This is a genomic window from Cereibacter sp. Soil_C_27, assembly GCF_057657095.1.
On record NZ_JBDGJD010000001.1, the window covers coordinates 721,042 to 741,604 of the forward strand.

Below are 20,563 nucleotides of genomic sequence, written 5' to 3' on the forward strand. Positions count from 1 at the left end.
GGCTGATGCAGTATATCTCGACTCGTGGCGCCGCCCCGGTGCTGGGCTTTGACGAAGCGATGATGACCGGGCTGGCGCGCGATGGCGGGCTCTATGTGCCGAGCGAGATCCCGGTAATGCCGGAGGCCGAGATCGCGGCGCTGGCCGGCCTCTCCTACGAGGATGTGGCCTTCCGCGTCATGCGCCCCTTCATCGGCGACGCCTTCACCGACGACGAGTTCCGCCGCCTGATCGCCCAGGCCTATGCCGGTTTCGGCCATGCCGCCCGCGCGCCGCTGGTGCAACTGGAGGCCAACCACTTCCTCTTGGAGCTGTTCCACGGCCCGACGCTGGCCTTCAAGGACTTCGCCATGCAGCTGATCGGCCAGCTGTTCCAGGCCTCTCTGGCGCGGTCGGGCAAGCATGTGACCATCGTCGGCGCCACCTCGGGCGATACCGGCTCGGCGGCGATCGAGGCCTTCCGGGGCCTGACCGGCGTCGATGTGGTGATCCTCTTCCCGCATGGCCGGGTGTCGGACGTGCAGCGCCGCCAGATGACCACGCCCTCGGAGCCGAACGTGCATGCGCTGGCGGTGGATGGCGACTTCGACGACTGTCAGGCGTTGGTGAAGGACATGTTCAACGACTTCGCCTTCCGCGATGCGGTGGGGCTGGCCGGGGTGAACTCGATCAACTGGGCGCGGGTGCTGGCGCAGGTGGTCTATTACTTCTCCTCCGCCGTCAGCCTCGGCGCGCCGCACCGCCCGGTCAGCTTCACCGTCCCGACCGGCAATTTCGGCGATGTCTTCGCCGGCTATATCGCCCGGCAGATGGGCCTGCCGATCGAGCGGCTGGTCGTGGCCACCAACCAGAACGACATCCTGCACCGCGCGCTCAGCTCGGGCGACTACACCAAGGACGGTGTGAAACCCTCGATCAGCCCGTCGATGGACATTCAGGTGTCCTCCAATTTCGAGCGGGCGCTGTTCGATGCCTACGGCCGCGACGGCAATGCCGTGCAGCAGCTGATGACCGAGCTGAAGCAGGGCGGCTTCCGCATCAGCCAGGGCGCGCTCGGCATGCTGCGCGAGACCTTCGCCTCCGGCCGCTGCTCGGAAGAGGAGACCACGGCCACGATCCGCGCGACCTATGCCACCAGCGGCGAGGTGCTATGCCCGCATTCCGCCGTTGCGGTGAAGGTGGCGGCTGACTATCTCGGAACCACGCCGATGATCACGCTGGCAACGGCGCATCCGGCGAAATTCCCCGATGCCGTGGAGCAGGCGATGGGCAGCCGCCCCGCACTGCCGCCGCGCATGGCCGATCTCTTCGACCGGCCCGAGCGCGTCACGCGCATCGGCAACGATCTCGGGGCCATCGAGGCCCTCATCCGCGAAAGGACCGGCCGTTGACGCTTCGCCTCGACACCCTGCCGAATGGATTCCGCATCGTCACCGAGAACATGCCGGGGCTGAAATCCGCCTCGATCGGCATCTGGGTCACCGCCGGCGGGCGGCATGAGCGGGCCGAGCAGAACGGCATCGCGCATTTCCTCGAACACATGGCCTTCAAGGGCACGAAGAAGCGCACCGCGCTCCGCATCGCCGAGGAGATCGAGGATGTGGGCGGCTACATCAACGCCTATACCTCGCGCGAGATGACCGCCTATTACGCCCGCGTGCTGGAGAATGACGTGGGCCTCGCGCTCGACGTGATCGCCGACATCGTGCTGAACCCGGTCTTCGACAAGAAGGAGATCGAGGTCGAGCGCCACGTGATCCTGCAGGAGATCGGGCAGGCGCTGGATACGCCCGACGACATCATCTTCGACTGGCTGCAGGAGGTGTCCTACCCCGACCAGCCCTTCGGCCGCACCATCCTCGGGCCGGAGGAACGGGTGGCGGGCTTCTCGCGCGACGACCTGACCCGCTTCGTGGCCGAGCATTACGGTCCCGACCAGATGATCCTCGCCGCGGCGGGTGGGGTGGACCACGACGCGATCCTCGCGCGGGCGACCGAGCTCTTCGGCCATCTGAAGCCGGTGGGCAAGTCGCTGCTGCAACCGGCCTCCTTCCTCGGCGGCGAGAAGCGCGAGGTGAAGGAGCTGGAGCAGGTGCATTTCGCTCTGGCCTTCGAATCGCCGAACTACCGCGCACCCGATGTCTACACCGCGCAGGTCTATGCGACGGCGATGGGCGGCGGCATGTCCTCGCGGCTGTTCCAGAAGATCCGCGAGGAGCGGGGGCTGTGCTATTCGATCTTCGCCCAGTCGGGCGCCTATGAGGACACCGGCCAGATCACCATCTACGCCGGCACTTCGGCGGAGGAGATCGGCGCGCTGACCCATCTGACCATCGACGAGCTGAAGCGGGCCACCGGCGACATGTCGGAGGCCGAGGTGAACCGGGCGCGGGCGCAGCTGAAGGCCGGGCTGCTGATGGGGCTGGAAAGCCCCTCCAGCCGTGCCGAGCGTCTGGCGCGCCTGCTGGCGATCTGGGGCCGCGTGCCGGATGTCGACGAGGCGGTCGCCAAGATCGACGCGGTGACCACCTTTGGCGTGCGTGCCTATGCCGAGGAGATGGCGCAGGCCCGCACGGCGCTGGCGCTTTACGGCCCGGTGGCCAACGCGCCCGACCTCGAGACGATCCGCGAGGGGCTGGCCGCCTGATGCTGGGCCTGCGTCGCAAGGTCAGGCTCGAGACCGAGCGCATGACGCTGCGGCTGCCGCAGCACAGCGACTTCCGCGACTGGGCCGATCTCAGGGCCGGCAGCGCCGCCTTTCTTACCCCGTGGGAGCCTGTCTGGGCGCCCGACCATCTGTCGCGCAAGGCCTTCACCAACCGGGTTTATTGGGCAGCGCGCGCCCATGTGCAGGGCACGGCGCTGCCTCTGCTGCTGATCCGACGCGACGATCAGGTGCTCTTGGGTGCGATCACGCTCGACAACATCCGGCGCGGCCCGGCGCAGGCCGGAACGCTCGGCTACTGGATGGGCCAGCCGCATGTCCGCCACGGCTACATGCGCGAGGCGATCCAGGCGGTGACGCATCACGCCTTCAGCGTGATGGACCTCAGCCGGGTCGAGGCCGCCTGCCTGCCCGAGAACGCCGCCTCGCGCGGGGTGCTGGAGAAATGCGGCTTCAAATACGAGGGCGTGGCGCAGAGCTACCTGCAGATCGCGGGCCGCTGGCGCAACCATGTGCTCTATTCCAACCTGCGCAGCGACCGGCGCGGGCGCACCGACGTCGGCTGACCCGCGCCCTTCGCAAACTGCCGCGACATTGACCCACGCGGCTGTGACCCCCGCCGCGCCGCGAGGATGCTAGGCTTCTTTTCGGAGGAGCCGCCCATGCTGCGTTACGTCCTGCCCTGTCTCGCCCTCGCCTTGCCCGCCGCCGCGCCTGCCGCCGCGCAGGACCGCATTCCGAGCCATTGCATCGCCCTGGCCGAGGCGCCGGGGCTCGAGGTGCTGCACCACGCTGCCTATGGCGATCCGCTGGAAGAGGACCGGGTGCGCATCCGCTACCTGAACCACGCCTCCTTCCTGATCGAGACGCCGGGCGGGCTGAGCGCGGTGACGGATTACACCGGCTTTCTCGGCGTCGGCGATCTGGTCCCCGATGTGGTGACGATGAACAACGCCCATTCGACCCATTGGACCGACCTTCCCGACCCGCGCATTCCCAACGTGCTGCGCGGCTGGGCCGAGGATGGCAGCGCCGCCGACCATGCGGTCGATCTGGGCGAGATGCTGGTGCGCAACGTGCCGACCGATGTGCGCGACCGCTTCGGCGACGGGGTGCGCCCGAACGGCAATTCTATCTTCGTCTTCGAGGTGGCGGGCCTCTGCATCGGCCATCTCGGCCATCTGCACCACGAGCCCGATGCCGCGCAATATGCGGCGCTGGGGCGGATGGATGTGCTGATGGTGCCGGTGGACGGCGGCTATACCGTGAACCTCGAGACGATGGAGAAGGTGGTGCGGCGGCTGCGCTCTTCGGTGGTGCTGCCGATGCACTGGTTCTCGGGCCGCTCGCTGGAGATCTTCCTGTCGGAGATGGAAGCGGAGTTCGACGTGGTGCGGCTGGAACAGCCGGATATCGAGCTGTCGCTGGCGGGCCTGCCCTCGCGCCCGACGATCATGGTGCTGCAGCCCGACTGGATTCCGTAATGGCCCCCGCGCCTTGGCCTTGCTAAGCAGGGCGGGAGAGGTGCCTGATGCTCAATCCCGCCGATAGCGATTTCCTGTCCCGCCTTGCCGCAGAGCTGCCCGATGGCCGCCTGACCTCCGCCGAGGCCCGTCATCTGACCGAGCCGCGAGGCCGCTATCCCGGTCAGCCCGGTCCGGTGGCCCTGCCGCGCAGCACCGAGGAGGTGGCGACCATCATCCGCGCCTGCGCGGCAGCGCGGGTGGGGGTGGTGCCATGGGGCGGCGGCACGGGGCTCGTGGCAGGGCAGGTGATGCCTGAGGGGCCGCTGCCCCTGCTCCTGTCGCTCGAGAAGATGAACCGGCTGCGCGGGGTCTTCCCGTCGGAGAACACCATGCTGGTCGAGGCCGGGATGATCCTTGCCGACATCCATGCGGCGGCGCTGGCGGCGGACCGGCTCTTCCCGCTGTCGCTCGCCTCCGAGGGCTCGGCACGGATCGGCGGCAATCTCTCGACCAATGCGGGCGGCACGGCGGTGCTGCGCTATGGCAACGCCCGCGATCTCTGTCTGGGGCTGGAGGCGGTGCTGCCGGACGGGTCGATCTTCCACGGGCTGAAGCGGCTCAGGAAGGACAACACCGGCTACGACCTGCGCGGCCTGCTCATCGGGGCCGAAGGCACGCTGGGCGTCATCACCGCCGCCAGCCTGAAGCTGATGCCGCGCCCGGCGGCCAATGGCACGGCGCTGCTCGCCGTCGCCTCGCCCGCTGCGGCGCTGGACCTTCTGGGGCTGGCGCAAAGCAGGCTCGCGGGCCTCGTCTCGGGGTTTGAGCTGATCCACCGCTCCGGCCTCGACTTTCTTGCCGAGACCATGCCGCAGGTGCGCCAGCCCTTCGCCGATCCGCCGGAGTGGCTGGTGCTGATCGACATCGGCCTGCCGCAGGCCCTCGACCCCGCCGAGGCGCTGGAGGCGCTGTTCCTGGCGGGCCACGCGGCGGGGCTGGTAAGCGACGGTCTCGTGGCGCAATCCGAGGCGCAGCGGACCGAGTTCTGGACGATCCGCGAGTCGATCCCCGAGGCGAACAGGCTGGTCGGCGCGGTGGCGAGCCACGACATCTCGCTGCCGCTGAGCGAGTTGCCGCGCTTCATCGCTGAGGCCGGGGCGGCGCTGGCGGGCATGGCCGACTGGCGGATCAACTGCTTCGGCCATCTGGGCGACGGCAACCTGCATTACAACCTCTACCCGGCGCGGGGGCGCAAGCGGGGCGACTACGACGCCCTGCGCGCGGCGGGCACGCGGCTGGTGCATGACATGGTCGATGCGATGGGCGGCTCGGTCAGCGCCGAGCACGGCATCGGGCGGCTGAAGGTGGCGGAACTGGAACGCTACGGCGATCCGGCGAAGCTGGCGGCGATGCGGGCGATCAAGGCGGCGCTCGACCCGCATGGCATCATGAACCCCGGCGCCGTGCTGCGCTGACCCCGAAACGGATTGCCCCGCCGGGGTGAACCGGCGGGGCTTGGGTGGGGTAGAGGTCACGTGTCTTGCAAGCAGCGACCGGATCACCCGGTAGGCTCAGGAGTAGATCGATTCGCTTAAAGCGTGGTTAATCGCACCCCGCCTCACAGACCCTCGAAGGCGCAGAGCGCATGAACCTCCATGCCCATCGCCTCCAGCTTCTTGCGACCGCCGAGGTCCGGCAGATCGACCACGAAGGCGCAGCCGATCACCTCGGCCCCCAGCGCCTCGATCAACCTGATCCCCGCCTCCGCCGTGCCGCCCGTCGCCAGCAGGTCATCGACCAGCAGCACCTTCTCGCCCGGCTGCAGCGCGTCGTCATGCACTTCGACCACGGCCTCGCCATATTCCAGCTGATAGGCCTGCGAGATCACCGCCCCCGGCAGCTTGCCCTTCTTGCGGATCGGCACGAAGCCGGTCGACAGCTGATGCGCCACCGCCCCGCCCAAGATGAAGCCCCGCGCCTCCAGCCCCGCCACCCGGTCGATCCGCAGCCCGGTATAGGGCGTCAGCAGCTGGTCGATCGCCATGCGGAAGCCGCGCGGATCGGCGAACAGCGTGGTCACGTCGCGGAACAGGATCCCTTCATGCGGGAAGTCCACGATGGTGCGGATATAGTCCTTCACGGTCTTGGTCATGGTCTCAGCCCTTCAGCACGCGGCCCGCGACCGCGTCGAGTTTCGCCAGCAGGGCGGGATCGCGCTTGTCCGGCGCGGTCATGATCGCGAAATCCAGCGCCCGGTCGCAGCCATGCGGGCAGGGCGCGCGCTCGGCCTCCAGCCGCTGCGGCAGCCCGGCGACCAGCGTGCGGGCATGGCTCGCATTGGCACCGAGCGTGGCGATGATCGCAGTGATGTCCACCTCGCCGTGATGCGGATGCCAGCTGTCGTAATCGGTGACCATCGCCACCGAGGCATAGCAAAGCTCCGCCTCGCGGGCGAGCTTGGCCTCGGGCATGTTGGTCATGCCGATCACATCGCAGCCCCAGCTGCGATACATCAGCGATTCCGCCAGCGTCGAGAACTGCGGCCCCTCCATGCAGAGATAGGTGCCGCCCATATGCACCTTCACCCCCGTCGCCCGCGCCGCATCGGCGCAGACCGCCGACAGCCGCGGGCAGGTCGGATGGGCCAGCGAGACATGCGCGACACAGCCGGTGCCGAAGAAGGATTTCTCCCGCGCGAAGCTGCGATCGATGAACTGGTCGACGATGACGAAATCGCCCGGCGCCATCTCCTCGCGGAATGACCCGCAGGCCGAGACCGAGACGACATCGGTCACCCCCAGCCGCTTCAGCGCGTCGATGTTGGCGCGGTAGGGCACGGTGGTCGGGCTGTGCACATGCCCCCGCCCGTGCCGCGGCAGGAAGGCGATCGGCATCCCGCCGAGCCGCCCCACCAGGATCTCGTCCGAGGGCGCGCCCCAGGGTGTCTCGACCCTCGTCCAGCGGGCCTCTTCCAGCCCGTCGATGTCATAGACCCCCGAACCGCCGACGACCCCGATCATGGTTTGCATGCCTGCCCCCGTTGCTTGCCGCGCGTGAGACTAGGGGCAGGGCGGGCCGAGGGAAAGCGGATAGCGGTGCCTCCGGGTGCGGTAAATGGTTCCGGCCCTGCCGCTGCCCTTCCTTGCGGCAGGGCGCGGGGGCAGGGGGCTACTTCTCGCCCGGCCGCGTCAGCTCGAAGGTCTCGCGCACCACCGCGTAGTCGCGGTAACCGAGCCGCGACAGCGGCGAGAAGCGCGTGACCTCGAACCGCCCGTCGACAAGACAGTCGTCGCGCAGATGCACCCCCGTCACCTCGCCGATGATCAGGAAATTGTCCCGCCCCTTCAGCGCGATCACCTCGGTCACCCGGCATTCCAGCGCCGCCGGGGCCCCCTCGACCCGCGGGCAGTCGATGGTCGCGCAATCCGCCTTGGCGATCCCGGCATGCAGGAACTCGTCGGTCCCGCGCGGCAGCGCCGCCGAGGTGGCGTTCATCGCATCCACCGCCGCCGCCTCGACGATGTTCACGCAAAACACCCCGCTCGCCCGCAGCGCCGCGAGCGAATCCTTCGCCCCGGTCGAGGCGAACATCACCTGCGGCGGCACATAGGCCACCGCGTTGAAGAAGGAATAGGGCGCCAGATTGTCGCCCTCGGGCCCCCGGGTGGAGATCCAGCCGATCGGCCGCGGCGTCACGATGGCGTTGAACGGGTTGTGCGGCAGGCCGTGGCCTTCCTCGGGACGATAGAACATGCGGGTCCTTTCCGGTTTGAACCTGTTGTGCCCGCGTGTTACGGGCGTTTCCAGCAGATTCCGCCCCGAGGGAGAGGCCTTGTACCGTCTGGAAGAGGAAACCGAGGCCGACTGGTGGGAGGTCGAGGCGCTCTACGACCTGTGCTTCGCACCGGGTCGCACGGCGCTGTCCTCCTACCGGTTGCGCGACGGGGTGCCCACGGTCTCCGATCTCTGCGCCGTGCTGCGCGACGCCGACGGCACGCTGGCCGCTGCGATCCGCTACTGGCCGGCCGAGGTCGGCGGCGAGGACGTGCTGCTCCTTGGCCCGGTCGCCGTCCACCCCACCCGGCAGGGCGAGGGTCTGGGAGCGCTCCTGATCACCGAGAGCCTCGCCGAGGCGAAGAAGCTCGGCTGGGAGCGGGTGCTGCTGGTGGGCGACGCGCCCTATTACAGCCGCTTCGGCTTCCGCAAGCTCGAGGATGTGGTGATGCCGCCGCCCACCAACCCCGACCGCGTGCTGGGCCTGCCTCTGGTCGCCGGCGCCTGGGCGGGGGTCCGCGGAACGGTGACCAAGGCGCGGGGCTGATCCTTGCCGAAGGCAGCCGCCCACCCTACCTATCTGACATGACCCAGCCCGCCGCAGAGCTTCCCGCCCCGCTGACCGACCCCGCCCCCGAGATCGCGGCGCTGGCGCTGCGCTTCAACCGCGCCAACGGCCCGGTGATGGCGCTGATGAACCGCATCGGCGGCTCGGTCGAGCACCGCATGACCATGTTGCCGGCACCCGTGCAGCGCCAGATCGAGCTCGCGATCCGCCGCGCGCTAGAACAGGGCCATCGCATCGCCGGGGCAGGGCGGGCCGCCCCGCTCGGGCCGCGGTCCGCCCCGGCGCTGGCCGCGCTCACCGGGGCCGCGGGCGGAGCAGGCGGCATCGCCACCTCCATCGCCGAACTGCCGGTCACCATCACCCTCATCCTTCACGCCATCCGCCGCGCCGCCGAGGCCGAGGGCTTCGATCCCGACGATCCGGCGATCCGGGTGGAATGCCTGCGCGTCTTCTCGGCCGGCGGCCCGCTCAGCCAAGATGACGGGGTGAACTCCAGCTTCATCGGCGCGCGGATCGCCCTCAGCGGCAGCGCCATGCAGAAGGTCATCGCCTCGGTGGTGCCGAAACTGGCTGCCGCCTTCGGCCAGAAGCTGATGGCCCAAGCCGTGCCGATCCTCGGCGCGGTGGCCGGCGCCACCCTGAACGCCGCCTATCTCAGCTACTACCGCGAGATCGCCGAGATCCGCTTCGCCCTGCTGCGCCTGTCCCAGACCCACGGCGCGCCGCAGGTGCTCATTGCCTTCCAGGATGCCGTCGCCCCGCCCAGACTGAACCGCTGACGATTTTCTGTCCGAAAATATCCTCGGGGGGAGCCGCCATCAGGCGGCGGGGGGCAGACAGCCCCCCGCAAAATTTCGCAGAAATTTTGCTTCCCGCGCTCAGTCGACCTGCGTCGCCAGCCAGTCCAGCACCGCCGGCCGCACCGTCTCCGCCCCTTCCGCCCGCGCCGCGTCGATCACCCGGCGGGCCGCGGTCAGGTCCACCCGGCGCAGCAGCGCCTTCACCGGGCCGATCGAGGCGGGGCGCATCGACAGGGTGCGGATGCCGAGCGCGGCGAAGCACAGCGCCTCGATGGGGCGCCCCGCATCCTCGCCGCAGAAGGACAGCGGCGTGTCCGTCTCGGCGCAGCGTTGGATGATCTGCTCGATCAGGTTCAGGAAGCTGACGTTGAGCACGTCATAGCGCCGCCGCACCCGCTCGTTCTCGCGGTCGGCGGCGAAGAAGAACTGCTTCAGGTCATTGCCGCCGATCGAGATGAAATCCGTCGTCTCGAAGAAGCTCCTCGGCGCGAAGGCGAGGCTCGGCGTCTCCAGCATGGCGCCGATCTTCAGGTCCTTCGGCACCGGATGGCCGAGGCTGCGCTCGCGGTGGACCTCGCGCAGCAGATGGCTGCGGGCCGAGGCGAATTCGTGCTGCTCCGAGATGAAGGGGAACATCACCGTCAGGTCGCGCCCGTTGCTGGCGCGGAGCAGCGCCTGCAGTTGCATCCGCAGCACCCCCGGCTTGTCCAGCCCGACCCGGATTGCCCGCCAGCCCATCGCCGGGTTCGGCTCGTCCTGCGGCTTCATGTAAGGCAAGACCTTGTCCGAGCCGATGTCCAGCGTGCGGAAAACCACCTTGTGGCCCTGCGCCGCGTCCATCACCCGGGCATAGAGCCGCGCCAGCTCGTCGCGCTTGGGCATCTGGTTGCGGATCAGGAACTGCAGCTCGGTGCGGAACAGCCCGACCCCCTCGGCGCCGGAGCTCTCCAGCGAGGGCAGATCGGCCATCAGGCCCGCGTTCATCTGCAGCTTCACCACCGCGCCGTCCCGCGACTGCGCCGGCAGGCCGCGCAGCGAGGCGTAGCGTTCCTGCGCCTTGGCCTGCATGGCGATCTTGTCGCGGAAGGCGGCGGCGACGGTGGCCTCGGGGCGCAGGTGGACGATGCCCTGATCGCCGTCGACCATAATGTGATCGCCGTTCAGCGCCTCGGTGGTGATGCGCTCGGCATGGATCACCAGCGGGATCGCCAGCGCCCGGGCGACGACGGCGGCATGGCTGCCGACCGAGCCTTCCTCCAGCACCACGCCGCGCAGCTTGCGGCCATAGTCCAGCAGTTCCGCCGGGCCGATGTTGCGCGCCACCAGCACCGGGTTTTCCGGCATGGCGGCGCCGGTATCCTTGCCCTGTCCGGTCAGGATGCGCAGCAGCCGGTGCGAGAGATCGTCGAGATCGTGCAGCCGGTCGCGCAGATAGGCGTCGGGCACCTGCTCCATCCGGGCGCGCGCCGCCGACTGCTCCTTCTGCACCGCCGCCTCGGCTGAGAGGCCGGCGCCGATGTCCTCCTCCATCCGCCGCAGCCAGCCGCGCGAATGGGCGAACATCCGGTAGGCCTCCAGCACCTGCTTCTGCTCCTTGTCGAGGCTCGCCGCCGACAGGAGGTCATCGACCGAGACGCGCAGCTGCAGCACCGCCGCGCGGATGCGTTCGGTCTCGGCCACCGGATCGTCGGCCACCGGGTTGGTCACCACGACCCGGGCCTCGTGCAGCCAGACATTGCCCTCCGCCGCGCCCTCCTGGCCCGTGCTGCCGCGGAACAGCACCGGCTGGGTATGCTTGGCCGACAGCGCCTCGCCCTCGCCGATGAAGGCGCCGAGTTCGGTCATCTCGGCCAGCACCATGGCCACGACCTCGAGGGCGTAGATCTCGTCATCGGAATATTCGCGCTGGGTGCGCGACTGCACCACCAGAACGCCCAGCTTCTCGCCGACCCGCTGGATCGGTACGCCGAGGAAGGCGGAATAGATCTCTTCCCCGGTTTCGGGCATGAAGCGGAAGCCGCGCTCGGCCGGGGCATTGCCGGTATTGACCGGCGTCGCCGTCCGGGCCACGCGGCCCACCAGACCCTCGCCGAGCTTCAGCCGCGTCTTGTGCACGGCGTCGGGGTTGAGCCCTTCGGTGGCGCAAAGCTCCAGCGTTTCGCGGTCGCGGAACAGGTAGATCGAGCAGACCTCGGTCCCCATCGAGTCCGCGATCAGGCTGGTGATCCGGTCAAGCCTGTCCTGCCCCTTGCCGGGCACGGCAAGACTGTCACGCAACCGCTTGAGAAGCTTGCGGCTTTCGCTTTCGCTGCGTTCGGGCATGTCCCCCCGGGCGTGGTTCGGCCTTATTGTGCCGTTTCGAGTGCGAAGGCATCATGGAGCGCCTGCACCGCGAGTTCCATATATTTCCGGTCGATCAGCACCGAAATCTTGATCTCGGAGGTTGCGATGACCTTGATGTTCACGTTGTCCGTCGCCAGTGCCTTGAACATGGTCGCGGCGACGCCCGCATGGCTGCGCATGCCGATGCCCACGACCGAGACCTTGGCCACGTCGGTATCGGTCACCAGCTCGTCATACATGATCGAGCCCGAGACCTTGGCATCCTCCAGCGCCTTGCGGGCGCGGGCCACCTGATTGACCGGGCAGGAGAAGGTCATGTCGGTCACGTTCATCGTGCGACCGCCCAGATCCTTCTCCGAGATGTTCTGCACGATCATGTCGACGTTCACGCCCGCCTCGGCCAGCGGGCCGAAGATCGCCGCGGCGACGCCGGGCCGGTCCTCGACGGTGACCAGCGTCATCTTCGCCTCGTCGCGCGAATAGGCGACGCCAGAGACCACTTTCGATTCCATGATTTCATCCTCGTCGCAAACCAGAGTTCCCGAAGTCTCGTCCGTATCCTCGAAGGAGGACAGCACCCGCAGCCGGACCTTGTAGCGCATCGCCAGCTCGACCGAGCGAGTCTGCAGCACCTTCGCGCCCAGCGAGGCCAGCTCCAGCATCTCCTCGTAGGCGATCTTCTCGAGCTTGCGCGCCTTGGCGGTGATGCGCGGATCGGTGGTGTAGACGCCGTCCACATCGGTGTAGATGTCGCAGCGCTCGGCTCCGAAGGCGGCGGCGAAGGCGACGGCGGTGGTGTCCGACCCGCCGCGGCCCAGCGTGGTGATCCGGCCCTCAGGGCTCACGCCCTGGAAGCCCGCGACCACGGCAACCTTGAAGCCTTCGGTGAATTTCGCGTCGATGTTCTCGCGCGGGATCGACAGGAAGCGGGCGGCGGAATGCGCCGAGGTGGTCTGGATCGGCACCTGCCAACCTTGCCAGCTGCGTGCCGGCACGTCCATCTCCTGCAGCGTCAGCGCCATCAGCCCCGCCGTGACGTTCTCGCCCGACGACACCACCGCGTCATATTCGCGCGCATCGAACAGGGGCGAGGTCTGCTCGACCCAGCCGACCAGCTCGTTGGTCTTGCCGGACATCGCCGAGACGATGACGATCACGTCATAGCCGCGCTCGACCTCGCGTTTCACCTTCTGCGCCGCATTTTGGATGCGGGCGAGATCGGCAACTGACGTGCCGCCGAATTTCATGACTAGAAGCGGCATGGCGAACCCCTGCTGCCGGACCCCGGATTTGCCGCGGTTCTTATGCGGGGCAGGGGGGAAGGGCAAGAGGCGACAGACCGCAGGCGTCTGACACATCCCTGTCGCAGAGCGCTGCTAGCGGGACAATGTGACAGGTTCGGGGGAAGAGTGATGGATGGGTCGATGACGGATGGGCTTTCGACAGAGACCGGGCCGCTCGAGGTCGCGCGCCGCCTGCTGGCGGAGCTGACCGCGCTCAGGGCGGATCTTCTGGCACGCTCCGATGCCCGCATGGCCCGCTGGGCGCCCCGGTTGCAGCGGCAGGCCTTCCTCGGCTCGGTCTGCAACATGGCCGACTGGCTGGCGCTGCGCGAGGCCGACCTGACTCCGCTGCAGGCCGATCTCAGCCGTCTCGGCCTCTCGACGCTCGGGCGGCTCGACGGCCATGTGCGCCCCTCGCTCGACGCGGTGATCGCGGCGCTTGCCACCATCGCGGGCGAGGCGGCGAGCTTTCCCGATGCCGACAGCTTCACGCGCGAGCAGGGCTGTCTGACCGAGCGGCGCGACGCGCTCTTCGGGGCGCGCGACGAGGGCCCGCAGACCCGGATCATGGTGACCCTGCCCACCGAGGCCGCCACCGACCCCGATCTGACCCGCGCGCTGCTGGCCGAGGGCGCGGATGCTTTCCGCATCAACTGCGCCCATGACGACCCCGAGGCCTGGGCGGCGATGATCGCCCATATCCGCGCTGCGGCGCCGGAACGGCACATTCCGGTGTCGATGGATCTCGGCGGGCCGAAGTTCCGCATCCAGGAGATCAGCGACAAGCAGAAGCGCCGCTTTTTCCCCGGCGACCGCTTCGCCTTCGTCGACCGGCTGGAGACCGGGCCCAAGGGCATGGCCTGCGCCACGCTCAGCCATCCCGCGCTGCGGGCGGCGCTGCAACCGGGGTCCGAGGTCTCTGTTGACGACGGCAAGATCCGCGCCAAGGTGCGGCTGGTCGCCCCGGATCATGCCGTGCTCGAGGTGATCCACGCGCCCACCAAGGGCGCCAAGCTGAAGCCGGAAAAGGGCGTGAACCTGCCCGGCGCCAATCTGCGCGTCGCGGCACTCACCCCCGCCGATCTCGCGGCGCTGGATTTCGTGGTGCCCCATGCCGATCTCGTCGCCTTCTCCTTCGTGCAGACGCCGCAGGACGTGCGCGACCTGATCGCCGCCATGCAGGCCCGCGCGGTGCCGGGCCGTGCCCTGCCTGCGGTGCTGCTGAAGATCGAGACCCCGCTCGGCCTGCGCAACCTGCCCGAGCTGATCGTCGAGGCGGGCGGCGTGCTGCCGGTCGCGGTGATGATCGCGCGCGGCGATCTGGCGGTGGAGATCGGCTTCGACCGGCTGTCGGAAATCCAGGAGGAGATCCTCTGGCTCTGCGAGGCGGCGCAGGTGCCGGTGGTCTGGGCGACGCAGGTGCTCGAGGGCATGGTGAAGGAAGGTCAGGCCAGCCGCGCCGAGGTGACCGACGCCGCCATGAGCCAGCGCGCCGACTGCGTCATGCTGAACAAGGGCCCGCATGTCGTGGCCGCCGTCGGCTTCCTGCGCGGCATCCTCGGCCGGATGGACCGGCACCACGCCAAGAAATCCGACCGGCTCGGCCCGCTCCGGGTCTGGGGCGAGGGCGCCTAAAGCGCCCGCCAGCCGATGTCCTTGCGGCAGAAGCCTTCGGGCCAGTCGATCGCCTCCACCATCGCATAGGCCCGCTCGCGCGCCTCGGCCAGCGTGGCGCCGCGCGCGGTCACGTTCAGGACCCGCCCGCCATTGGCCACGATCTTGCCGTCGCGCTCGGCGGTGCCCGCGTGGAACACCATCTGCGAGCTCGTTTCCGGCAGCGTCTCCAGCCCGCCGATCGTCGATCCCTTGGCATAGCTGCCGGGATAGCCCTTGGCTGCCATCACCACGGTCAGCGCATGGTCGGTGGCCCAGCTCACCTGCGCCTCGGCCAGCCGCCCCTCGGCGCAGGCCAGAAGCAGGTCCAGCGCCTGCGCGCCGAGCCGCATCATCATCACCTGGCACTCCGGGTCGCCGAAGCGGGCGTTGTATTCCACCAGCCGCGCCCGCCCGTTCTCGATCATCAGCCCGGCATAGAGCACGCCCCGATAGGGCATGCCGCGCCGGGTCATCTCGGCCACGGTCGGCTTCACGATCTCGTCCAGCGCCTGCCGCTGGATCGCCGTGGTCAGCACCGGCGCCGGGCAATAGGCGCCCATGCCGCCGGTGTTCGGCCCCTCGTCGCCGTCGAAGGCGCGCTTGTGGTCCTGCGCCGTGCCGATGGGCAGCACCGTCTCGCCATCGGTCAGCACGAAGAAGCTCGCTTCCTCGCCCGCCATGAACTCCTCGATCACCACCTCGGCCCCGGCCGCGCCGAATTCGCCGCCGAACATGTCGTCGATCGCCGCCAGCGCCTCGGCCTCGGTCATGGCGACGATCACGCCCTTGCCCGCCGCCAGCCCGTCGGCCTTCACCACGATGGGCGCGCCCTGCGCCCGGATGTAGTCCTTCGCCGGCTCCGCCTCGTCGAACCGCGCCCAGGCGGCGGTCGGCGCGTTGCAGGCGTCGCAGACCTCCTTGGTGAAGCGCTTCGACGCCTCGAGCTGCGCCGCCTCGGCTGAAGGCCCGAAGGTCAGAAGGCCCGCCGCCCGCGTCATGTCGGCGACGCCCGCCGCCAGAGGCGCCTCGGGGCCTACCACGACGAAATCGACCGCGTTGGCCTCGCAGAACGCCACCACGGCGGCGCCGTCCAGAATGTCGAGATCGGCGCATTCGGCCAGCTGGGCGATGCCCGCATTGCCGGGGGCGACGATCAGCCGGTCGCATTTCGGGTTCTGCTTGATCGCCCAGGCGAGGCTGTGTTCGCGCCCGCCGCTGCCAAGGATCAGAATGTTCATGCGCGCCCCCGTTGCGGTTTGCCCGTTGTCCTAGTCGGGCAAGGGGCTTGGAGCAAGGTGCGGCTTAAGCTTTCCTTTGCCAAAAGCTGCGAGGCTGGGCCTCGTCTCCCGTTCCCCCAGAGGTGCCGATGCCCCGCTTCCTGTTCGTCCTTCTCCTCTCCCTCTGCCTTGCCCCCTTTGCCTCAGCCGAGGAGGCGGCCAGCCGCTGGCTCGGCACGGCCTTCGGCGCCCTCGGTGACACCGACCGCCGCACCGTGCAGGAGGAGCTGAGCCTCGCCGGTCTATATTCCGGGCGGATCGACGGGCAGGGCGGCGCCGGGACGCGCAATGCGCTGCTCGCGTCCCTCACCTTCCTCCACGACAATTCCTATGGCCGGGTGACGATCCCGCTGAACGGGCCGGCGGATGCCGAGGCCTATCTGCAGGCGCTCAGCCATCGCGCCCATTCCGGCTATCTCTACGGCGAGGGCGAAGAGGGGCAGTGAGCCGGTTGCCTGTGGCGGCCTGCTCGGGCAGAAAGGGCCGATGAGCGACCTGTTCGAAGACCCGCCCGCCGGAAACTCCCCCGAATATACCGTGTCGGAACTCTCCGGCGCGGTGAAACGGGTGATCGAGGGCGAATTCGGCCTCGTCCGGGTGCGCGGCGAGATCGGCCGCGTCTCGCGCCCCGCCTCGGGCCATCTCTACTTCGACCTCAAGGACGACCGTTCGGTGATCGCCGCCATCGCCTGGAAGGGCCAGGCGTCACGGATGCAGGTCCGCCCCGAGGAGGGGATGGAGGTTATCGCCACCGGCCGGATGACCACCTTCCCCGGCCAGTCGAAATACCAGCTGATCGTCGAGGATGTCGCCCCCGCCGGGGCCGGCGCGCTCATGGCCATGCTCGAGAAACGCCGCGCGGCGCTGGCCGCCGAGGGCCTCTTCGATGCCGAGCGCAAGCGCCCGCTGCCCTATCTGCCGCAGGTGATCGGCGTCGTCACCTCGCCCTCCGGCGCGGTGATCCGCGACATCCTGCACCGGCTGCGCGACCGTTTCCCGCGCCATGTGCTGATCTGGCCGGTTGCCGTGCAGGGCGAGCGCTGCGCCCCCGAGGTCGCCGCCGCCATCCGCGGCTTCAACGCGCTGGAGCCGGGTGGCCCGATCCCGCGCCCCGACCTGCTGATCGTCGCCCGCGGCGGCGGCAGCCTTGAAGACCTCTGGGGTTTCAACGAGGAGATCGTTGTGCGCGCCGCCGCGGCCAGCACCATCCCGCTGATCTCCGCCGTGGGCCACGAGACCGACACCACGCTGATCGATTTCGCCTCCGACCGCCGTGCCCCGACCCCGACCGCCGCCGCCGAGATGGCAGTGCCGGTGCGGCTCGACCTGCAGGCGACGGTGGACGGGCAGGGCGCGCGCATGTCGCGCTCGGTGGCGCAGGCGGTCTTCGCCCGGCGCCAGCGGCTGAGCGATCTGTCCCGCGCACTGCCCCGGCTCGACGCGCTGACCCAAGGCGCGGCGCAGCGCTTCGACCTCTGGTCCGGGCGGCTCGGCGGGGCGCTGACCGCGCTGGTCCGGGCCAAGCACGCCCGGCTCGACCCGCTCGGCGCGCATCTGCGGCCGCGGCTGCTGGCCGATCTCGTCGGACGCGGGCGCGAGCGGCTGGCCGACCGCAGCCGCGCGCTGGAGGTCTGCCACGCCCGCCGCGCCGAACGCGCCACCGACCGGCTCGCCTCGCTTTCCGCCCGGCTCGATCCGGCGCTCGCCCGCGCCGTGGCCGAGGCCGCGCGCCACACCGCCCGCGACCGCACGGCCCTCGCCACGCTCGCGCAGCGGCTGGAGGCGACGCCTGCGCTGCGGCTGCGCCATCTCTCCGACCGGCTGGAGGCGCTGGACCGCATCCGACAGACCCTTGGCTATACCGAGACGCTGCGCCGCGGCTATGCGGTGGTGCGGGGCGACGGCGCCGTGGTCACGACGAAGGCCGAGGCCGAACAGGCAAGCGCCCTGGAGATCGAGTTCCGCGACGGGCGCCTCGCCCTCGGCCCGCGCAAGCCGAAACGCAGCAAGGCCCCCGAGCCGCCGCCGGAACAGGGCAGCCTGCTCTAAGGCGTGGCCGCACCCTGCCGGTGATCAGCCCCGACCGTAGGGCCTACACCCCGACATCCGGCCCGGCGCAGATCAGCGGCGACTTGCTCTGCGCCACTTCCGAAAGCTCCGTCCCCTCGGGGTCATCTCCGAACCGCGCCCGCAGCCCGTCCTCATCGCGGTAGAAAGTCCAGCATTGCGGGCTGCCGCCATTCTCGTAGACGAAGCAGATCTGCCCGCCTTCCTCGTACCAGATGCCCCGGTTGCACTCCTCGCCCTTGAAGGCCCAGAGCACCTTGCGCCCCGGCATGTATTGCTCGGCTCCGTAGATCTGGCCGCCGACGGCATAGGAAAGGGTCTTGCCGGTGGCATAGGCCTCGAACTCGCTGGCGCTGATCGGCTCGTCAGCGAGGCTCGCGCCCGGCAGGGCCAGCAGCAGGCAGGTGAGCAACAGGGGGCGCATGATCGTCTCCGTTCCGTGACGCCTGCCAGAGTGCCAGAGCCTCCGCCCGATGGCCAGTCACCCCTGCACCGGACGCCGCTTCCTGCCGCAACGACAGCCCGGCGGCGCCTTCGCCCCTTCCCTCCCCGCGCCGAAGCGACTAGGTGAGAAGGCATGGGAGCAGCGGAGGCGCGGATGTCGTTCTTCAAGAAGATGCGCGAAAAGATGTTCCGGTCCTCCGACCGGCTGTCGGAAGGTGTCGACGCGCTGGTCGAGGCCGGGCCCGAGGCGGCTCCCGCTCCGCGCCCCGAACCGCCGCCGGAGCCAGCGCCGAAGCCGCCCGCAGCCGACCCTCTGGTGCTGCGCAGCCCCGAGCCGCCGGTCGCAACCCCCGCGCCGCCGCCCGTCGCCCCCGAACCCCTGCGCCCGCCGATCCCCGAGCCCGAACCCGAACCCGCGCGCCCGGGCCTCTTCGGCAGGCTCTTCGGTCAGACCGAGGAACCGCGCCGGGTGCTCGATGACGCAATGCTCGAAAGCCTCGAGGAGATGCTGATCGAGGCCGACATGGGCGTGGAGACCGCGCTGCGCGTCACCGCCAACATCGCCGAGGGGCGCTATGGCAAGCGCGTCTCCTCGCGCGAGATCAAGGAGGCGCTCGCCGCCGAGATCGCCCGCATCCTCGAGCCGGTGGCCCGGCCGATGCCGCTCTATCCGACGCGCCCGCAGGTGGTGCTTGTCGTGGGGGTGAACGGCTCGGGCAAGACGACGACGATCGGCAAGCTCGCCTCGCAATTCAAGGGCGCAGGAAAATCGGTGGTGATCGCCGCGGGCGATACCTTCCGCGCCGCCGCGGTGGAGCAGCTGCAGGTCTGGGGCCAGCGCGCCGGCGTGCCGGTGCTGACCGCGCCCGAAGGCTCCGATCCGGCCTCGCTGGCCTTCGACGCCATGACCAAGGCGCAGGCCGACGGGGCGGACCTTTTGATGATCGACACGGCGGGGCGGCTGCAGAACCGCGCCGACCTGATGGAGGAGCTCTCCAAGATCGTCCGCGTCATCCGCAAGAAGGACCCGGAGGCGCCGCACAACACCATCCTCGTGCTGGACGCCACCACCGGGCAGAACGCGCTCAATCAGGTGGAGATCTTCCGCAAGCTGGCCGATGTCTCGGGCCTCGTGATGACCAAGCTCGACGGCACCGCCAAGGGCGGGGTGCTGGTGGCTTTGGCCGACAGGTTCGGCCTGCCGATCCATGCCATCGGCGTCGGCGAGCAGATCGACGATCTCGCCCCCTTCGACCCCGAGGACTTCGCCCGCGCGCTGATGGGTCTCGACGCCTGATGCCGTCTTGTCGATGACCGAGTGGCTGGTCTCGCTCGAAGGCACGCCGGAGGGCGCGCGGCTGGCCATGGGGCTGGCGCTGATGTCGGCGGTGGCCCATGCCTGTTTCGGCGCGCTGCAGAAGGGCCGCCACGACCCGTGGAACACGCGGGGGGCGATCGACCTCTGGATCCTGATCTTCTCGGCCCCGGTGGCGCTGTTTCTGGTGCCGCGGCCCGAGGGGGCCGAGTGGCTGGTTCTGGTGGGCGCGATGGCGATCCATTTCGCCTACAAGCTGACCATGGCGCTGGCCTACGAACGCGCCGCCTATACCGTGGTCTACCCCGTCGTGCGCGGCACCGGCCCCCTGGCGACGCTGGCCTTCGCCGCGCTGTTTCTGGGCGAGCATTACGTGCTCTTGCAGTGGGTCGGGGTGGCGATGCTGTCGGGGGCGATCCTGCTCTTGGCGCGGATCAACCTCGGCGGGGCGGTGATCGGGCGGGCGGAGCTGAAGGTGGGGCTGGCCTGGGCCTTCGCGGGCGGGCTGATCGTGGCCTTCTACACCACCTACGACGCCTGGGGCATCCGCTTCACCCCCGATCCGTTCACGTTTCTGGCGTGGTTCTTCCTGATGACCTCGGTGGATTTTCCGCTGCTGACGGCCTATCGCATCCGCAGGGCGGGGTGCTGGCCCGAGGCTTTCGGGCCGCTGATGGTCCGCGGGATGATCGGGGCGCTGGTGGCTTTCGTGAGCTTCGGCGGAGTCATGCTGGGGACGCGGCTGGGCAAGGTGGCCGAGGTGGCGGCGCTGCGCGAGACCTCGACGCTGTTCGCCGCCGCCATCGGCTGGCTGGTTCTGGGCGAGAAGAGCGGGCCGGTGCGGATCGGCCTGATGGGAATGATCGCGGCGGGCGCCATATTGGTGCAGGCGGCGGGATAGGAGA

The 20,563-nt window shown here is 69.4% G+C and carries 19 protein-coding genes; 12 read left to right on the plus strand and 7 right to left on the minus strand.

The annotated features are described in order from the left end of the window. Window positions 1-5 precede the first annotated feature (5 nt). The 5 genes from thrC to AC3A5Z_RS03645 all read left to right on the plus strand — a co-directional run bounded on the left by thrC (window position 6) and on the right by AC3A5Z_RS03645 (window position 5,606). The gene (gene thrC / locus AC3A5Z_RS03625; RefSeq protein WP_487518019.1) at window positions 6-1,391 is read left to right on the plus strand and encodes a threonine synthase; all 1,386 of its coding nucleotides are present in this window, start codon (window positions 6-8) and stop codon (window positions 1,389-1,391) included. Next, on the plus strand, window positions 1,388-2,647 hold the full coding sequence (locus AC3A5Z_RS03630; protein WP_487518020.1) for a M16 family metallopeptidase: 1,260 nt from the start codon (window positions 1,388-1,390) through the stop codon (window positions 2,645-2,647). The genes thrC and AC3A5Z_RS03630 overlap by 4 nt, the downstream gene beginning before the upstream one ends. After that, window positions 2,647-3,231 carry a GNAT family N-acetyltransferase gene (locus AC3A5Z_RS03635; RefSeq protein ID WP_136791152.1) on the plus strand — a complete coding sequence of 195 codons (585 nt, stop codon included), beginning with the start codon at window positions 2,647-2,649 and terminating at the stop codon, window positions 3,229-3,231. The genes AC3A5Z_RS03630 and AC3A5Z_RS03635 overlap by 1 nt, the downstream gene beginning before the upstream one ends. A 96-nt stretch (window positions 3,232-3,327) precedes the next feature. Next, window positions 3,328-4,149, plus strand: a complete 822-nt coding sequence (locus tag AC3A5Z_RS03640) for an MBL fold metallo-hydrolase (protein WP_487518021.1) — start codon at window positions 3,328-3,330, stop codon at window positions 4,147-4,149. A 47-nt stretch (window positions 4,150-4,196) separates the two neighbouring features. Beyond that, the gene (locus tag AC3A5Z_RS03645; RefSeq protein ID WP_487518022.1) at window positions 4,197-5,606 is read left to right on the plus strand and encodes an FAD-binding oxidoreductase; all 1,410 of its coding nucleotides are present in this window, start codon (window positions 4,197-4,199) and stop codon (window positions 5,604-5,606) included. Window positions 5,607-5,749: 143 nt separating this feature from the next. Here AC3A5Z_RS03645 and AC3A5Z_RS03650 read toward each other — a convergent pair whose 3' ends face one another. The 3 genes from AC3A5Z_RS03650 to AC3A5Z_RS03660 form a co-directional block, all read right to left on the minus strand. Continuing rightward, window positions 5,750-6,283 (minus strand): adenine phosphoribosyltransferase, encoded by a 534-nt coding sequence (locus AC3A5Z_RS03650; RefSeq protein ID WP_487518023.1) that lies wholly within the window; start codon window positions 6,281-6,283, stop codon window positions 5,750-5,752. A 4-nt stretch (window positions 6,284-6,287) separates the two neighbouring features. Further along, the gene (locus AC3A5Z_RS03655) at window positions 6,288-7,160 is read right to left on the minus strand and encodes an S-methyl-5'-thioadenosine phosphorylase (RefSeq protein ID WP_487518024.1); all 873 of its coding nucleotides are present in this window, start codon (window positions 7,158-7,160) and stop codon (window positions 6,288-6,290) included. 139 nt (window positions 7,161-7,299) lie between these two features. Beyond that, window positions 7,300-7,884, minus strand: coding sequence for a flavin reductase family protein (locus tag AC3A5Z_RS03660; protein ID WP_487518025.1), 585 nt, complete (start codon window positions 7,882-7,884; stop codon window positions 7,300-7,302). A 79-nt stretch (window positions 7,885-7,963) separates the two neighbouring features. Here AC3A5Z_RS03660 and AC3A5Z_RS03665 point away from each other — a divergent pair, with 79 nt between their 5' ends. Together AC3A5Z_RS03665 and AC3A5Z_RS03670 are read left to right on the plus strand one after the other, a co-directional pair. Further along, entirely contained in the window at window positions 7,964-8,452 is a 489-nt protein-coding gene (locus AC3A5Z_RS03665; RefSeq protein WP_107663741.1) for a GNAT family N-acetyltransferase, read from the plus strand. Between the two features lie 38 nt (window positions 8,453-8,490). Continuing rightward, window positions 8,491-9,252, plus strand: a complete 762-nt coding sequence (locus AC3A5Z_RS03670; protein ID WP_487518026.1) for an EcsC family protein — start codon at window positions 8,491-8,493, stop codon at window positions 9,250-9,252. Between the two features lie 99 nt (window positions 9,253-9,351). Here AC3A5Z_RS03670 and ptsP read toward each other — a convergent pair whose 3' ends face one another. Next, window positions 9,352-11,595, minus strand: a complete 2,244-nt coding sequence (gene ptsP / locus AC3A5Z_RS03675; RefSeq protein ID WP_487518027.1) for a phosphoenolpyruvate--protein phosphotransferase — start codon at window positions 11,593-11,595, stop codon at window positions 9,352-9,354. A gap of 23 nt (window positions 11,596-11,618) precedes the next feature. Continuing rightward, the gene (locus AC3A5Z_RS03680) at window positions 11,619-12,878 is read right to left on the minus strand and encodes an aspartate kinase (protein WP_487518028.1); all 1,260 of its coding nucleotides are present in this window, start codon (window positions 12,876-12,878) and stop codon (window positions 11,619-11,621) included. Window positions 12,879-13,040: 162 nt separating this feature from the next. Between AC3A5Z_RS03680 and AC3A5Z_RS03685 the strand changes: the two genes are divergently transcribed. Further along, window positions 13,041-14,534, plus strand: coding sequence for a pyruvate kinase (locus AC3A5Z_RS03685; protein ID WP_487518029.1), 1,494 nt, complete (start codon window positions 13,041-13,043; stop codon window positions 14,532-14,534). Here the strand turns inward: AC3A5Z_RS03685 and purD are convergent. Beyond that, window positions 14,531-15,793, minus strand: a complete 1,263-nt coding sequence (gene purD / locus AC3A5Z_RS03690; RefSeq protein ID WP_487518030.1) for a phosphoribosylamine--glycine ligase — start codon at window positions 15,791-15,793, stop codon at window positions 14,531-14,533. The two genes, AC3A5Z_RS03685 and purD, sit on opposite strands and share 4 nt — an antisense overlap. A gap of 128 nt (window positions 15,794-15,921) precedes the next feature. On the opposite strand from purD, the gene AC3A5Z_RS03695 reads away from it, so the two are divergent. Next, window positions 15,922-16,278 carry a hypothetical protein gene (locus AC3A5Z_RS03695; RefSeq protein WP_487518031.1) on the plus strand — a complete coding sequence of 119 codons (357 nt, stop codon included), beginning with the start codon at window positions 15,922-15,924 and terminating at the stop codon, window positions 16,276-16,278. A 40-nt stretch (window positions 16,279-16,318) separates the two neighbouring features. Continuing rightward, a complete protein-coding gene (gene xseA / locus AC3A5Z_RS03700) occupies window positions 16,319-17,881 on the plus strand; it encodes an exodeoxyribonuclease VII large subunit (RefSeq protein WP_487518032.1) in 1,563 nt (520 codons plus the stop codon). A 43-nt stretch (window positions 17,882-17,924) separates the two neighbouring features. On the opposite strand, the gene AC3A5Z_RS03705 is transcribed toward xseA, so the two are convergent. Next, window positions 17,925-18,323, minus strand: coding sequence for a hypothetical protein (locus AC3A5Z_RS03705; RefSeq protein WP_487518033.1), 399 nt, complete (start codon window positions 18,321-18,323; stop codon window positions 17,925-17,927). A 174-nt stretch (window positions 18,324-18,497) separates the two neighbouring features. On the opposite strand from AC3A5Z_RS03705, the gene ftsY reads away from it, so the two are divergent. Then, window positions 18,498-19,640, plus strand: coding sequence for a signal recognition particle-docking protein FtsY (gene ftsY, locus AC3A5Z_RS03710; protein WP_487518034.1), 1,143 nt, complete (start codon window positions 18,498-18,500; stop codon window positions 19,638-19,640). A gap of 13 nt (window positions 19,641-19,653) precedes the next feature. Next, on the plus strand, window positions 19,654-20,559 hold the full coding sequence (locus tag AC3A5Z_RS03715; protein ID WP_487518626.1) for an EamA family transporter: 906 nt from the start codon (window positions 19,654-19,656) through the stop codon (window positions 20,557-20,559). Window positions 20,560-20,563: the final 4 nt, after the last annotated feature.